Source organism: Streptomyces sp. NPDC017246, from assembly GCF_044331325.1.
Classification (GTDB): Bacteria; Actinomycetota; Actinomycetes; order Streptomycetales; family Streptomycetaceae; genus Streptomyces.
Genome location: NZ_JBIRMW010000013.1, coordinates 46231 through 62318, shown reverse-complemented (window position 1 = coordinate 62318; position 16088 = coordinate 46231). Strand labels below are relative to the sequence as shown.

The 16088-nt window shown below is 74.9% G+C and carries 7 protein-coding genes; 1 reads left to right on the top strand and 6 read right to left on the bottom strand.

Features of this window, described 5'->3' with window-relative positions:
- Positions 1 to 127: 127 nt before the first annotated feature.
- The 6 genes from ACH4MY_RS27205 to ACH4MY_RS27180 form a co-directional block, all read right to left on the bottom strand.
- On the bottom strand, positions 128 to 2074 hold the full coding sequence (locus tag ACH4MY_RS27205; RefSeq protein WP_398006360.1) for a hypothetical protein: 1947 nt from the start codon (positions 2072 to 2074) through the stop codon (positions 128 to 130).
- Positions 2071 to 5940: a DUF5682 family protein gene (locus ACH4MY_RS27200; protein WP_398006359.1), complete on the bottom strand. Its 3870-nt coding sequence runs from the start codon at positions 5938 to 5940 to the stop codon at positions 2071 to 2073. The genes ACH4MY_RS27205 and ACH4MY_RS27200 overlap by 4 nt, the downstream gene beginning before the upstream one ends.
- Positions 5937 to 7091: an AAA family ATPase gene (locus ACH4MY_RS27195; protein WP_398006358.1), complete on the bottom strand. Its 1155-nt coding sequence runs from the start codon at positions 7089 to 7091 to the stop codon at positions 5937 to 5939. The genes ACH4MY_RS27200 and ACH4MY_RS27195 overlap by 4 nt, the downstream gene beginning before the upstream one ends.
- Positions 7092 to 7359: 268 nt before the next feature.
- A complete protein-coding gene (locus ACH4MY_RS27190) occupies positions 7360 to 12273 on the bottom strand; it encodes a DNA-binding protein (RefSeq protein WP_398006357.1) in 4914 nt (1637 codons plus the stop codon).
- Complete coding sequence (locus ACH4MY_RS27185) at positions 12270 to 13175, bottom strand: DUF4132 domain-containing protein (protein ID WP_398006356.1); 906 nt, start codon at positions 13173 to 13175, stop codon at positions 12270 to 12272. Before ACH4MY_RS27185 ends, ACH4MY_RS27190 begins: the two co-directional genes overlap by 4 nt.
- 302 nt (positions 13176 to 13477) lie before the next feature.
- Positions 13478 to 14230, bottom strand: a complete 753-nt coding sequence (locus tag ACH4MY_RS27180; protein ID WP_398006355.1) for a D-Ala-D-Ala carboxypeptidase family metallohydrolase — start codon at positions 14228 to 14230, stop codon at positions 13478 to 13480.
- A gap of 403 nt (positions 14231 to 14633) precedes the next feature.
- Between ACH4MY_RS27180 and ACH4MY_RS27175 the strand changes: the two genes are divergently transcribed.
- Entirely contained in the window at positions 14634 to 16088 is a 1455-nt protein-coding gene (locus ACH4MY_RS27175) for a hypothetical protein (protein WP_398006354.1), read from the top strand.

Sequence of the window (16088 nt, the reverse complement as noted above, 5' to 3'; positions counted from 1 at the left end):
GGCGGCGGCTGGTGTGCGACCCCGTTGTTCTTCATGGGTCTACGCATCCTGCGGGCACCGGTCCGGGGCCCGCCGGGTCAGCAGATGCCGGCCTGCGTGCGCGCAGGCAGGCCCCGTCCACTTCGCATCAGGACCAGGAGGCCACCACCAACGACCTTTCCGCGGCCGCGAGATGGACCGCCGAGGCCAGCCACGCGCGGGCGTAGCCGTCGGCCGAGGCGTCCGTGAGGCGGCCGAAGGCGTCGCGGGGGCGGCGGTCCGCCTCCGCGGTCAGCGCCTCCGCCAGCTGCGCGGCTCCGCCGAGCCCCGCGCGGCGCAGTGGCGCGACGAGGGCGGCCGTGTCCGTCCCGCGGCCCGACTCGGCCACGGCACGTCGCCCACCCGCGACCCCCGTCTCCAGAAGCCGCCGCACCCGCCACAGCGGCGCGTCCGCCAGCGGATCGGGTCCGGCACCCACCGGCCCAGCCGGTCCGGCGCCCACCGGCCGACCTGCTTCGTCGCCCACCGGCTCACCCGGGGCGGTGCGCGCCGGCCCGGTCGGGAAGTGGCTGCCCTGGAGACGGTCGTACCCCAGGTCTGCCCGCCCCAGCCACTCCTCCGGCAGCCGCAGCGTGTCGGACGCCCCCGGCACCGCGCCGACCGCGAGCGGCCGGAGGGTCGCCGCCCGCTCCAGATCAGGACGGCCCAGGACCCGCAGCATGAGTCCCGGGTACCGTGCGATCCTGCCGAGGCTGGCGGCGTGAGGCAGCTCCGGATGCGGATGGGCGGGGCGCAGCCGCAGCACCGGTCCGTCCCCGGCGACACGGACCACGAGGCACTCCCCGGCCGCGCCGATCACCTCCACGTCGCAGCCCAGCAGCGGCGCCTCCGTCCCGCCGGTTTCCTGAGGGCCGCCGTCGAGCACCGCGGCCATCGCCTCGTGCACCGGTCTGGCGAACAGCGCGGCCGCAGGCTCGTCGGACCAGTCCACGCCGCGCAGCGGGGTGGCGCTCACGCCCTTGCCCGCTCCCAGCCGTCCTTCGGAGGAGACGGTGGCGCCGACGATCCGCAGACCCCCGCGCGCCAGCCCGGCGTGGTCGAGGACGGCCCCGCCGAGCGCCACGGACGCGGTCCCCGCACCCTTGGCTCGGGCCAGTCCGCCGGGTCGTACGTCGGACACGGTGTAGAAGGAGCCGTCGGGCCCCAGCAGGTGCGTGGCCACACCCCCGTAACCCGTGGCAGACAGCACCGGCTCCCGGCACAGGCCGTACACCCGCAGGCTGCCGCCCTGTTCGTACGCCCGGCGTGTGGTGCCGGCCGAGCCCGGACCGGACGATCCGGAGGCGAGCAGGGCGGCACTGCCGAGCAGGTCACGGAAGGCGCCGGTGAGATCGCCGAGGCGCTGCCCCTGGCTTCGCTCCCGCGCGGCACGGAGACCCCGTACGACGCGCAGCGCGGCAGCCTCGGCGCGGGGCAGCCCGGCCAGCCGCGCGGTATGCGCGGCGCGCAGCAACTCGGCCTGGACCACCGCCCCGCCTGCCGTGACACCCGCGGACAGGGCCTCGGCGGCCGCCTCCCACAGCGCGGTCGCGGCCCGGACCTGAGCGGCGGTGAGCGCGGGCGCGGGGCCTTCGGAGACTTCGACGCCGATGCCGGCCGTGTCGTGCGCCTCCCCGGGCCCCGCGGCCGGTGCGGCTGCGGTGCCCTTCGGGCCGCCGTCCTCCGATCCGGAAGAGACGGAGAGAGGTACGGACAGCGGTGCGGAACCCGCTTCGGGCGACGTTTCGTCGGGCATCCCAGCGTCCGCGATCGGTGAGGCGCCCAGCACCGCGGCCCGGTGGAGACAGCGCGGGGCCAGCAGACACGTACAGGCCGCCTGGCCGGCGCCGGCCACCACCCCCGAGGCGTCGGGGCGCAGGGTGACCACCGCGTCCTCGCCGAAGCGCACGGACACCGACCCGTCGGCGGCCGGCTCGGCAAGTGCGCCGAACTCCGCGATGGCCGCGTCGAGCTTCTTGCGCAGCCGTGCGCTGAGCTGCTCCACGGCCTCGGCGAGGACATCGGGGGCGACGGGAGGCAGGACTTCGGTGCTCAACGGGGTTCTCCACGGAGGCGGTCGCCCACCCAGCGGGCGAGGGCGAGCGGACTGAGAGCGGCCACCGGCATACCGGCGGCGACGAGTTGCCGCGCCACCGGCACCGAGTAGCGAGGTGTGCCGGCATCGTCGAGCGCCGCACAGCCCAGCAGATGCGCGCCGGAGGAGGCGAGGGCACGCACCTCTCCCAGCAGCCCGCCGAGCGGTGCGCCCTCCTCGAAGTCGCTGACCACGACGACGAGGGTGCGGCTCGGCACGGTGATCAGGGACCGGGCGTGCGCGAGGCCCGCCGCGATGTGCGTACCGCCGCCGACCCGCACTTCCAGGAGCAGCGACAGGGGGTCCTCCACCCGGTCGGTCAGGTCCACCACCTGGGTGGAGAAGGCGAGGAAGTGCGTGGACAGGGTCGGCACGCCGCCCAGGACCGCCGCGGTGAGCGCCGACCAGATCACCGAGGCCTCCATCGAGCCGGAGACGTCGACCACCAGGATCAGCCGCCAGTCCGACTCCCTGCTCGCCCGAGTGCTGAACACCGGACGCTCCGGTACGACCACGACCCGGCCGTCGTCCGTGCGCCGCGTGTGGGCGAGGTTGGCGCGCAGGGTACGGGCGAGGTCGAGGCGACCGCCGGGACGCCGGGTGGGGCGCGGGGTGGCCAGTCCGGAGAGGGCCGGCCGCAGGCGGGTCGCCAGCTCCCGGGCCAGCTCGTCGACGAGCCGCTTCACCAGCGGCCGGAGCCGCGCGAGCTGCGCCTCGGGCATACCCCCGGCCAGGGACAGCACCGAACTCAGGAGCTCGACCGACGGACGAACCGCCGCCGGGTCCAGCTGAGCGAGTACGTCGGAGCGCCCCGCGTCCGCCGCCTCGGCGAGGACCTCCTCGCGCACGTCCGCGCCGAAGAGGGACTCCAGCTCCTGCGACCACTCCCGGGCGGTGGGGAAGGAGGGATCCTGCCCTCCGCCCCCACCGGATCCGCCGTCGAGGGCGTCGGCTCCCTCGCCGCGACCTCCGCCGTACAGCTCGTCCAGGGCGTGGGCGTAGCGGCGGGCGTCGGCGCTGAGCCGCTCCTTGTGGCGGCCGAGGAGAAGCCGCCACCGGTCGGCGTGGCCGATCCGCAGGTCGGACGACCCGGACGAGAACGCGTCCGTCGGCACGGTGCCGCTCGGCTCACCGACGCCCCGATCGGTCGGGGCGATGTCCGCGTCGGTCGCGACGGCGTCTGCCTCGACGGCGTCGGTGCCGGTTGCCTCGGTACGGGCGGGCTCGGTTCTGGCGGCTCCGATGCCGGGAGACCCGGACACGGGCCGCGCCTCTCGGGACGCGTCCGGGCCCGGCAGCGCCAGGGTCTTCAGCGCGGCGAGCCCGGCCGCGTCGGCCGCCGCCCACAGGGCGAGCAGCTCGGGCGGCGCGTCGAGCGAGAGGTCGAGCCGGTCGCCGAGCCGCTCGGTCACCGTGGCGAGCAGCCGGTCGCGGGCGGCGGGTGCCAGCACGTCGAAACCGCCCCGCAGGGCGGGCAGCCGGTCGAGGAACTCCTGGTCGGCCAGGGATTCGATCCGCTCGAGGAGAGGGGTGAGCGCCTCCGGGGACGCCTGGAGCAGCGGACCGGCGGCGGTGAGCAGCCCCGCGAGGCGCTTCGTCAGCGCCCGTCGCGCAGGGGGAGCGGTCGCTCCGTCGATCCAGCCGGCCACCCGCTCGCCGAGCCCGACGGCAGGGTCGACGTCGAGCATCACCTGTACGGCGAGGGCCGCACCCTGCATCAAGGGCGAGGCCTCGGAGGCGAGTTCGGCAAGTGCCTGATCCAGCCGGAGGCCCAGGTGCCGGGCGGCCGTCCGGTCCGCCAGTGCCACCAGCGCTCTCGCGTCCGTGGCACTGTCGCTCCCCGCCAGACCCGGCAGCGAGCGGACGGCGGCCTCCAGGAGTTCGCCCGAGAGCGCGTCGGCCATCGCGCGGGCGTCCTGCGTGGTGCCCGGGTGATGGCCACGCCGCACGCCCTCCAGGAGATCCAGCGCTTCGAGGAGTTCGGGGAGCTCGGCGGTGCCGGGCAGTACCGCGCCGGCCTCCTGGAGCCGTGCGTCGACCAGCTCGGGCAGGTCGCAGCGGACGGCGGCGGTGAGCCCGGCCAGGATCTGCGCCGGGGTGGGACCGCCCTCGGCCGCCTCACGCCGGGCCGTCTCGCCCAGGGTGCCGGCGGCGGCCTGGGCCGCGGTGACCCCGCGGACCCCGGCGAGGTCGAGCCGCGCGGACACGGAAGGCGTCCACTTGAGGCGCCACTTGGTGCCGAGCGCCGTACCGTCGCCGGTGGCGGAGACCGCGACGGGCTCGCCGTAGGACGCGCCGATGACCAGCAGACGGTTGAGCAGGACCTCGCGGCGGCCGTCGAGCGGGGAACGGAGCGGATCCAGACGCGTCTCCCGGGGCTCGGGGTCGCCCTCGCCGGGCAGCCGCAGCCGGGTGAGCTCGTCCTCGACGGAGGGGCCCAGACCGGAACGGGGCGCGCGCGGGCTGATCCGGCCGCGCGCGGTGCCGACGAACACGGCTTCCAGTGCGCGGGCCAGCGCGCGGCCACGGCCCAGGGGTTCGCCCTGCCCGAGGACGGTGGTGACCGCTTCGAGGAGTTCACCGCGCCCGGGCGCGGGCAGTCCGCGCAAGGTGGCGAGGTCACAGGCCAGCCGCAGTGTCTCGGCGGCCTCGCCGGTACCGGCGGTGTGTCCCGCGCTCCGCATCTCCCGGCACACACCGGTCACCGAGGCGGCGGCAGCCTCCCGGATCCGGTCGGCGTCGCCGGCCGCGGTGAGGACGGCCTGCTGCCAGAGCGGGTCGCGGATTCCGGCCGGATAGCCGGACCGGGAGTCGAGCAGGTCGAAGGAGTAGGGGACGAGGGAGGTCACGGCGTCGGCCGCGCCCGTGCCGGGGCCGCTGCCCGGGCCCGTACCCGACCCCGCGGGCGTGGGCACGCCCGCGCCCGGGCCGGTACCTGCACCTGTACCCGAGCCGGTACCTGCGCCCGAGCCCTGACCCGTACTCGACCCGGCAGCCGTGCCCGATCCGATATCCGTCCCCGTGGAGGTGAGCAGGCCGGGTGCGTGAAAGGCGCCGATCACGGCGGCGACCCGGCGTCCGCCGGCCGAAGCCGCCGCGACCACGTCCCGCATCCGGGCCTCGCGGGCCAGGTCGGTGGCGGGCACGGCGGCGTCGGAACGCAGGGCCCAGCCCACACCCAGGGCCGCCCTGCGCACCGCGTCGGGGGAGCATCCGGGAGCGAGCACCTCCACGGCGCGGTCCCACATGTCCTCACGGTCCCGGCCGGTCCCGGCGGCGGAGAGTGCCCGGGCGAAGGAACCCTGCCGGCCCCTCGCCTCGTCGTCGAGGTCCGGACCGGTCCGACCCTGACTCTCCTCGGTGTGGGAGCCGGGTCCCGCGGGGCCCGCGTCTGCGGGGTCCGTGTCGGTGGGTCCCGTGTCCGGGAGGACGACTCCGGCAGGACCCGTGTCGGGCAGCGACCAACCGGAGTCGCACAGCGGCAGGTCGCAGCAGACGACCTCCACTCCACGCGCCCGCGCCCATCGCACCGCCGCGAGTTCCGGCGAGAAGTCCGCGAAGGGGTAGAACGACAGCCGGCCGTCCACGCCCGCCCCGGCCAACGCGACCGGGGCGACGGTCTCGGGGTCCCCAAGGTGTTCCAGCCACGGCTGGAAGTCGGCGGGAAGCTCCACGCAGACCACCTCGGCGCCCGCCTCCTCCAGGAGGGCCGGCACCACGGCGGCCAACGCCGGACTGTGGTGGCGCACCCCCAGGAGGTACGGTGCGCGCGACGCGGCCAGCGCGTCCACGGCCGCCCTGGGGTCGAGTGGTTCGACGGTCGTCACCGGAGGCTCCCGCGCAGGTCCCAGAGCCGACGCCACATCGCGGAGCCGCTCTCGGCCCGGCGGCGGACCGGGCCGTCCCAGTAGCCGAGCAGTCGGGCGTGGTCGGCCGGGTCGTCCTTGCGGACGACGCCGAGGAGATGGCCCGGCAGCAGGTCCAGCACGTCGCCACCCGGCAGGTACGCGGCCGCGACCCCCAGCGACGCCGCGACCTGCACGGCCTCGGCGGTGGACATGACCGTGCCCGGCCGTTCCACGTCCCAGCCCTCGGTGGAGCGCCCGGAGCGCAGGTCCCGGAAGACCGTGACGAGCGCGTCGAGGACGGCGTCGTCGACCGCGAAGGAGGCACCCGCCCGCTGCACCACCGCGACGGCCTGGCGGCGGATCAGGACGGCCTCGGCGTCGGCGTCGGCGATCGGGCCCACCGTCTCGAAGTTGAACCGGCGCTTCAGCGCTGCGGACATCTCGGAGACTCCGCGGTCCCGGAGGTTGGCGGTGGCGATCACGGTGAAGCCGGGGGCCGCGCCCACCACCGCGTCCTCGGTGGCGGTCAGTTCCGGCACGGTGATCCGGCGGTCGGACAGGATCGAGACCAGGGCGTCCTGCACCTCCGGGAGACAGCGGGTGATCTCCTCGACCCGCACCACGCGCCCGGTGCGCATGGCGGAGAGCACGGGGGAGTCGACGAGGGCCCCCGGGGTGGGGCCCTGGGCGAGGAGCAGCGCGTAGTTCCAGCCGTAGCGGAACGCGTCCTCGGTCGTGCCCGCCGTGCCCTGCACGGTCAGGGCGCTGGTACCGCTGACGGCGGCCGCGAGCAGCTCCGACAGCATCGACTTGGCGGTACCGGGCTCACCGGTGAGCAGCAGCCCGCGCTCTCCGGCGAGGGTGACCACACAGCGTTCGACCAGGGCGCGCTCACCGACGAACTTCGGGGCGATCTCCAGCTTCGACGGCAGCCCGGCGCGGCGCTTGGGCAGGGCCAGCTCCACGCCGTCGCTGCCGCAGACGAACGTGACGACCGCGCGCGGGGTCAGCGCCCAGCCGGGCGGACGCGGGCCGGGGTCCTGGGCGGCGAGGAAGGCGAGCTCGGCGGCGTGCCGCTCCTCGGCGGGCTGGACCTGCCGGGCGGGGGCGGCCTGTTCGGTGACGGTCATACGGGGATTCCTTCGGGGCGGTACGGATGAGAGGCAGGTGTAGGGGTGGGCGGCGCGGCGCATCCGTGAGGGGATGCGCCGCGCCGTACGGGAAACGGCGGGGCCGGCAGGCGACTGCCCGGGCGACCAGGCGGACCAGGTCGACCAGGTCGACCGGGCCGACCATGTCGATCGGGCCGACCATGTCGACCGGGCCGACCGCGACGGCAGCCACGACGGCCAGGACGGCCGACGGCTGAGGGGACGACCGGTGAACCCCGGCCTCCGCTCAGCGGCGGCGCCTGGTGCGCCGCACCTTCAGTTCCTCGAAGCGCGGGACGTCACCGTCGAGGATCCGCTGCCAAGCACGGGCGAAGAGCTCCGCCGCGGGCTCGGTCGGCACCAGCGTGCCCAGGACCGGACGCGTGCCCGCCATCGGCCCGTACATCGGCAGCTTCCACTGCTCGACCGGCAGAACCGGGGCCGACTGCTCGGCCCAGGCGCCGGGCAGGAAGAGCGAGCGCCCGGCCCGGGCCCGTACGGCCGTCACCACCAGGTCGCCGGCCGCCAGTTCCGCGCGGGCCGCCTTGAGCCGGGCCGGCTTCCACCCGGTCCACCGCGCGGTGTTGCGGTCGGTCGGGTCGGGCATGGCCAGCAGCATCAGGTAGAGCGTCGCCGCGTCGGCACCCAGACCATGGGTCCCGGCGACCTCCGCCACCAGCGCGGGCACCGAGCGGGACGGATCCTGCGGCCACCAGGTGCCCTCCTGGTCCGTCTCGCCCGCCACCGGCGCGCCCGGGTCGGCCAGCAGCCGCGCGAACACCGGATCGTGCGCACGGCGCAGCGCCGCCTCGACCGCGGTCGGATGCTGGTCCGGGCCGCGCAGCGCCACCAGGTACGGGTCGGACCCGGTGGAGTCCAGCAGGGCGGGCCGCAGCGCCGGCTGGGGCTGGCCGTCGTGCGTCGCCATGAGGACGGCGCCGTACCGCTCGTGCCCCGGTACCGTCTCGGTCGGGGCGCCCGCCACCTTGCGGAAGTCCGCCAGGCTCGTGAAGTGGCCCACGGACAGCAGCAGCTCGGGCGCGGCCAGCCGTTGGCGTACGGCGGTGAGCGCACTGGGCAGCGTCGCCCGCACGGGATCGCCGGCGGGCAGCCGGTGGGCCAGCCAGGCCGTCAGGCTCATCGTGCCCGCCAGCACCGACACGTCGAACGGGGTATCGGTCGGGGTCACGGTCGACGGCCGGTCGCCCTCGATGTGCCATGGCACGTCGACGCCGAGCTCCGGGGACGACGCCGGGTCGAGGAGCGCCGGGAGGGCCCGGTGAACGGCCCAGCCGCTGCGCGCGGCGCGCGCGGCCTCCGCGGTCAGCCAGTCGGGCACCTGCGCGCGCCGGCCCACCCGCGCGTTCCACACGGCCGCGGCCGATGCCGCATCGGGACCCTCGCTCCACAACCGCGCCGGGTCCTCGGGCAGGAGCGCCGCGATCACGGCCCTCCGCACCTCGATGGAGAGTGCCCGCAGCTCCTGGCGGGCGTGCCCCGCCTCGGCCACCTTCAGACCGAGGGTCTTGCGCAGCTCCGAGGGCAGGAAGTTGTTCTCCCAGCTGTCGATCTCGGGCATGCCCACGAGGACGAGCCGGGCGAGCGCCCCGGAGACCCCGGTGAGCCGGCTGAACTCCTCGGCCGCCTCCGGCAGGAAGGGGACCTCCCCACGGGAGTTCGCCTCCCGCAGGAAGGAGGTCAGCCAGTCGGCGCCGCGTGTCCGGTCGCCCACCGGAGCGTCACCGCGCACCGTGTAGGGGCCGGGCACCTCGAAGCGGCCGCTCGGGTCGTGGAGCAGCGCCCCGAACTCCCGCCCGTCGGGGACGTTCTCGTTGTGCTCGGTGATGCCGAGCGCCGCACCGCCGCCCAGCGGCAGGACGGAGCGGTGCCAGGAACTGTGCTCCAGGCCGTCCGGGGTGCGCAGATGCGACGCGCCGAGGTGGACCAGGACCCGGCGCCAGTGGCCGGCCGAACCGGCCGTCGAGGCCAGCCCCAGCGCGTCGACCTGGCCGAGTACGCCGAGGAGCGCCGCCCGGTGGTCGGCCGTGCTGCCGGGCGCGACGGCTCGGTAGGCGACCGCGGCGGGCTCGTCCAGGAGCGAGGTGAAGGGGAGCCCCGAGTACGGCAGCGACGGCAGATCGAAGTGCACCCGGCCCGGCAGCGACTCCCCGCCGGCGTCGGCCCGTACGGTCGCCAGCCCGTCCAGGAAGCGATGGGCCACGTCCTCGTCGGCGCCCGACCGGTAGTACCCGGAGCCGGCGATCCCGTTCAGCGCAGTGGCGAGCAGACGGTCGGCCGGTCCCTGGGCGCGTTCCTCGGCGGGTTCGGCAGCCGGGTCGAGCCGTGCGGCGACGGCGTCGAGGGACTCCTGCTGCCGTACGGCGAAGCGCAGCACCCGTACCACTCCCGCGATCAGTTCCGGCGAAGAGATCCCCGGCAGCAGGGTGCTCACCAGCTCGGGAAGATCCGCCGCCCGCTCCGCGAGGACGGCCGCCTTCAGCAGGGCACCGGCCGACTCCGCGTCGGCGGCGCGCAGCACGGCCGAACCCTCCGGGTCCCGCGCGCGCAGGGCGTAAAGATAGGACGACGGCGGCAGGGTCGTACTCGCGGTGCCGTACAGCTCGTTCCGGTCGCCGTCGGCCGTCGTCGTGACGACGCCGTCCGGGTCGGTGAGCGACAGCTCCCGCCACGCGTGGGTCAGCGCCCGGGGCCGGTCGTCGCCGGGGAACGTCAACGCCGCGAGCGGCATCGACGAGTCCTTCGGCAGGGTGACGACGCGCCCCGCGGTGTCCTCGGCATGCCAGGCGTCGCCGGGCAGCCGTACGACGCGCCAGCCCAGCAGACCGTCCACGGACGTGCCCAGCACCGAGCCGTCCACCGCGGGCGCGGGCCGCAGCCACGACGAGCGCGCGACCAGCTCGGCCCCGGCGCCGTGCGGGCGCAGCGCGTCGGCGAGGAAACCGGGCTGGGAGCGCCGCCCGTAGGCGCCCGCGGCGGGGTCGTACTCGGCCCAGCCGCCGTCGGCCTGCCCCTCACCCGCTTCCCACACCCAGTACGAGGTGCCGTCGGACAGCAGCGGACGTTCCTTGGGCAGCTTCGTGTCGCCGTGGTGCAGGACCCCGCCGCCTGTGGTGCGCCCGCCTCCGGGCAGCGGCAGGCTGAGGTACTCCGAGCGGAGCGACCAGTAGTCGGCTCCACCGTCCAGGGTGAACACCTTGTCGGGCGCGGTGTGCCAGTAGGCCTGCGCCTCGCTGCCGCGGCCGTAGGTGCTCCAGAACACCAGCAGGGCGCCGTCCACGTAGTGGAACCCGTACCGGTACGAGTGCCCCGACGGCACGCGCAGATCGTGTGTGAGCACCGTGGAGTCGGCGTCGATGACCCGCACCTGAACGGCACTGGCCACGATCAGGTACGGCCAGGCCTCGACGACGGTCAGTCCGTCGACCTTGTCGCGCCCCGGAGCCAGCTCCGTGAGCGCCTCCTCCCACGCCGGCCACCGGAGCTCCTCCCACAGGCCACCGCGCAGGGTGCGTGCGAGGGTCGCGCCGAGGTCGGCGCCGGCGGCGGCGGCGACCTCCTCCGGCGCGAGAGCGAGTGCCTCCGAAGGCAGCCACGACAGGCGCGCGATCGCGCTCGGCAGTCCGGGCAGCCCGGCGGCCACCGAGTCGCGGGCGACCTCGCGCATCCACTCCGCGAGCATCGGGCGACCACCGGCCGAGTCGGCGAGCCGCCGCATGACATCGGTCCCCGACGAAGCACTGGAGTAACTGTTCGCGCCGTTGCGGAAGGCGGGGCGGAAGCGCGGGTCGGCGGCGAGCGCGGCCAGGTCCCGGGGCTGCTCCCCGCGCGCCCAGTCCGACAGGTTCAGGGCGTCGTGGCGCCTGTTGCGGCGGTTCGCCGTCGGGTCGGCGACCGCGATCTCCAGCGAGAGCAGCAGGTCCAGCAGGTTGGCGTCCTCGACGCCGATCCGCAGGAAGCCCTCGCCCTCGCGCCGTGCCGCCAGGTCGCTGCGCAGCGTTCCGGCCGCGCGCTCCACGAGGCCCAGCAGGGCCGGCGGGGTGGGACGCGGGCCCCAGCCCCGGTGGCGCGCGGTGTGGAAGCGTTCGAGCCAGCCGGCGGCGCCGTCGGCGCACCGCTCCTCCGCCGGCAGCCCGGCGTCGGCCAGCCCGGCGTCCGCCCCGGAATCCGCCAGAATCCCCAGCCACGTCTCGCTGAACTCGCCGTTGTCACCGGGCGGCGTCATCGACAGCAGCGTGCCCCGCACGGACGGTACGCGGCGGGCCAGCGCGATGAGGGCGGCACGGTGCGACTTCCACCAGCCGTCGGCCGCCCGCAGGGTGGCGGGCAGCGGCAGGAGCTCGGCGAGGTAGTCCTGCTCCGCCTCGCTCCCGGACAGACCCGCCGCGCGGGCCAGGCGCCGCAGCTCGACGGCCGCCTGGGCGGACGGCGCGAGCCCGCCGGCGGTCCGGCGCACGCACAGCCGGCGGAAGCGCTCGTAGGCCTCGGCGGGGGCGAGCCGGGCGGCGAGCTCCTTGCCGTAGCCGGTCAGGACCTTCACCGGCAGCGCGCCGGCCAGGGCGAACTCCAGGAAGACGGCGTCGAGCCGGTCCTCGTCGACCGGAAGGCCGTGCTGGGCCTCGCTGGTGCGGGCACGGCCGAACAACTGGGCCGCGTACGTGGTGTTCTCGACTCCGAGGAAGACCCGCGCGGCCTGCTCGTAGAAGACGGGCAGGAAGTGCGGGACGGACGAGCCGAGGCGCCCGGCCAGTTCGTGGCAGGCGTCCAGGGCGGCCTTGGGCTTGGTCTTCGCCTGCCGTGCCAGCCGGTCCAGCTCCGGCACGACCGCCAGCGCGTGATGGCCGTCCTCCGGGTGGTGCACGAGGACCCACTCCGGGAAGCCCAGCTCCTGTCGCTGTCCGAGACCCACCACGACCGGTTCCCCGTGGGGTTCGAGTCCGAGGAATCCGGCGGCGAGGTCCTCGGCGGGGCCGAGTTCGGCGGCGGCGAGCCGGATCACGACCCGCTCCTCGCCGAGCACCGGATGGCGGTAGCTTCGCGCGGTCAGTTCGACCGCCGAGGCGCCCGCGCCCTCGGCGTCGGCCGGGAGTACCGCTCCGGCCTTGATCAGCTCCGCATTGGCGGAAGCGGTCGTGCTGGTCACTTGTCCCCACCCTCTTCGATCGTGCGGCCGGCGTACAGAGCCGCGGCCATGCGCATTCCCTCGGACCAGGCCACCGGCCCGACCTCGCTCAGCCGTACCGCGCGGCCGTCCTCGTCGTGCCAGCCGAGCGCCCCGGTCTCCGACTCCCCGTCCCAGTACGGTTCGCCGATCCACACGGACGCCTCCGTGCCGCGGCCGGCGTCGCGGACCTTGCATGTGGCGTAGCCACCGGACACCCGGTATCCGAGCCCCGTGGCCCGCGCGGCCAGACCGAAGCGCGAGGCGAACTTCCCGCCGGCGTAGTCCCGTACTTCCGTCGCGGTCGCGGTCGCGGTCGCGGTGGTTGTGGCGGTGGCTGTCGCTGTCGCCGTCGCGGGGGGCCCGAAGGCCGGCTTGGCCCAGGTGGCCCGGTGGATCTGCTCCACGCGCTGGGTGATGCCGAGTTCGGCGGCGAAGTCCCGTACGTCGTCCAGGTCCGGCAGGAGGACGGGGTGCGGGAGGGTCACGGTGCGCGGGGACAGCCGGACGGTCTCGCCGTCGAGATCGACCACCTTCAGCTCACCGTCGGCGGTGGCGTCCCGCAGGAAGCCGACCTCGTCCGGGTCGTCGCCCACCACGGCCATGTCACGCAGGGCGGACTGCCATGCCTCGTCCGGCCACACCCGGGCGATGAGCTCGGTGGGCACCGGGAGCGAGGACACCATCCAGGTGTCCACCTGGGCCACGCACGAGGCCGCGTGCCGGTCGAGCCACTCGGCGAGCCGCCGCAGCCGATCGGCCTCGGGATGGTCGCGCAACGCCTTCGGCAGGGTCTTCAACTGCCGTCCCCCGGCGCGCCGTGCCACCACACGCCCGTCCTCGAGGGAGATCTCGTATCCCTCACCCGCTGCCAGCCATGCCATCAGCCGCACCCCTCCGCCTGTCCCGTCAGAATCCGCGCAGCTCGAACCAAGGGGCCGATGCCCCTGAGCTGCGGTATGCGGGGAGACTATCCAGAGCCACTGACAACGGGTGTACGGGCATCCGCACGGCGGCGGACGAAGGGTCAGGGCAGGGGTTCCGCGCGCTGGATGACGGGTCGGCGCGAGCGCGAGAGCGCCGTGGAGCGAGGCCCGCGAGACGGTATCGGCAGAGGGAACCGGTACGGCTCGTGACCGGGACCCGCGGCGGCCCGCCCGGCGGGAGGGGGCGGGCCGCCGAGGTGTCAGATGCCGCAGCCGGAAGCGGACCAGTAGCGGCTGTCGCGGTGGTCGAGGTGGGTGTGGTCGCTGTGCCCGGGGTAGCCCGGGCCGAGGATCCCGTTGAAACCGTGGTTACGGGCCTGCTGGGCCAGCAGACACAGCGAATGCGGACTGACGCCGAGGTCGGCCGCGTCACCGTACAGATGGCGGCTCGACGCGGCGCCGCCGACGGCGTCGTTGCAGGTGTGACTGCGGAAGCCACTGGTGACCCGGATGCTCTGGTCACCGAGGGCGTGCCGCAGGGCCTCCAGCTTCCACATGGTGCGCAGGGCGTTGGACTTGGCCCTGGCCGCGCTCACCGCACCTCCGGCCCAGGTGGAGTTGCAGTTGTTCAGCTCGGCGTACGAGAAGTGGACGGGGGTGCAGTCGTCGTCCTGGAGCGCGTAGATCTTGCTGAACGTCGCCGGGCCCGCCACACCGTCGGCGGCCAATCCGTAGGCGGCCTGGAAGCGCTTGACGGCCGCCGCCGTTCCGGGACCGTAGGCCCCGTCGATGGCGAGCACCCCTCCGTAGCCGGGGTAGCCGGCCACCCGGATCTGCAAGGCGGTGACATCGGCGCCGGAGGCACCTTGGGAGAGGGTGCGCGACCAGGTGTAGCAGCCGTCGGCCTGGGCGGTGCCGGCGGTGACCACCACCCCGGTCAACGAAGCGGTCGCGATCATGAGAATCGACAGGAGAAGGCGAAAGGGCAGCGAACGGTGGGTGCGTCTGGACATCGAACCTCCATGGCCTCACGAGTTCAAGGGTGACCCAGGGACAAGGGTCCCCCCGAGGTTGACGCCCCGGTCGACGCGCGTCAACCACGCCAGAACGAGCGCCATTTGTCGGCCCAATGACGCTTGGGTGACCGCCGACCGACGCCCTTCCCGGCTGTGCCCCTGATCCGTGGGCGACCGATCCGTGGGCGACCGATCCGTGGGCGACGCGCGGCCGGACCGGAACCGGCCCCGAGAGAAGTGTCGGTCCGCAGGTGGACACGCAGGTCCGATTGCGCCCTGTCATGCGGCGGAACCTCAGGCCAGACAGGCAGATTTCTGTTTGACCAGGATTCCGGTTCAGGTGATAGTGACGCTCGCGGTCGCGTTCGTTCGACCTGCTGCACACCAGGGGTGGGGACTCTTGAACGACAACAAGGACAACGTGCGTGACGACGTACGAGGGCGGGTCGATGCGCTCGTCGCCGCGGGCCGGCCGGCCGACGCGCGAGCCGCGGGGCGGAGCGCGCTCGACGCGGACGGGCCTGACGCCGGGATCCTCCTCGCACTGGCCCGCGCCCACATGGCCGAGGACGACGACGACCACGACGACGCCGCCGAGCGGGTCTTCCGCGAGGGCCTGGACACCTTCCCGGACGACATAGGCCTGCTTGCCGGGTACGCGGAGCTCTGCGCCCGCACCGACGCTCTGGACCGGCCGGGGCGACACGCCCGCGGCCCCGTGCTCCTGGCCCGATTGCGAGAACTCGCCCCGCTTTCGCCGGAGTTGATGCGAGCCGAGGCCTCGGGGACCTCCGTTTCCACGAGCGCCAAGAACAGTGTCTCGGTGCGCCGGGTGCAGTCGTTCGACGCGGCCCGTGCCTTCGCCGACGCGCCCACGCCTCAGGCCGCCGCCGCCCAGGCCGCGCAGTGGGCCGCCGAGGCCCCGCACGATCTGCGGCTCGCCGTGCTCGCCGAGACGACCGGCGCGCTCGCCGCCGCCGGCGGGGCCTGGCCGCGCCTGCTGCTGCGCCGCGGCCTCGAATACCGCTTCGCCGTCGGCGTGGTCGTCGCTGTGCTGGTGGTCCTGCGCCTCACGGTCCTGCCGGCGGTGCCGTACGGCGTGGCGACGGGGGTGGGCCTGTTGCTGGGGCTGCCGTTCCTCAGTCTTCGCAAGCAGCTGCGGACCGCCCGTGAGCGGGCTGCCGAGCGGATGGCCGCGACCGTCACCGAGGCTGTACCCGGTGACGAGGCAGGTGCCGGGGGCGACGGGTCCGGGGCGCCGGAGCTGCCGCCGGTGCCGCGAGCGACTCCTCGTGAGTACGCGTTCGCCGGAGCCGGACTCGCGCTCCTGCTGGTCATCGGCATCACGGCGTACGCCGCCTCCCTCACGTACCCCCGCTACGACATCGTCTCCCATGACACCTTCCGGGGTCTGCAAGGCTTCGATCTGCGTGAGGAGTTCGACCCCTTCGGCGCCCTCCCCGACAGCGAGAAGGAGGAGTGGAGCGCCCGGGTGTACGTCGCCCAGGACGCCGGTCCGGACGCCGCCGCCGAGTACCTGGTGGCCGTGGCGACCGGGGACTTCCACGAGATGCGGGAGTCGTACGTGTACGACGGCGGGCTCCTCCCCGAAGAGACCGAGCAGTTCGGCATCGTCCATGACACCTGGCGGGCCGGGGCCGGCCCGCACGGCTCCTGGATGCGATGCCTCCGGTACACCGAGGTGGCCGGCGGCACGCTGCGGGCGATGTGCGTGTGGGGCGACAAGGGCAGCATCGGCATGGTCCTGTTCACGGCTGCGGACAAGAACCGCGACGCGGTCGAGGACACGGCCCGGTCCGTCGGCGCCGACTTCCTCCGGCCGGCTCGGGACTGA

Bases quoted from the DNA above. Each gene is read 5' to 3' on its own strand.
- ACH4MY_RS27195 (WP_398006358.1), bottom strand. From the start codon at position 7,091: ATGACCGTCACCGAACAGGCCGCCCCCGCCCGGCAGGTCCAGCCCGCC.
- ACH4MY_RS27185 (WP_398006356.1), bottom strand. From the start codon at position 13,175: ATGGCATGGCTGGCAGCGGGTGAGGGATACGAGATCTCCCTCGAGGAC.
- ACH4MY_RS27180 (WP_398006355.1), bottom strand. From the start codon at position 14,230: ATGTCCAGACGCACCCACCGTTCGCTGCCCTTTCGCCTTCTCCTGTCG.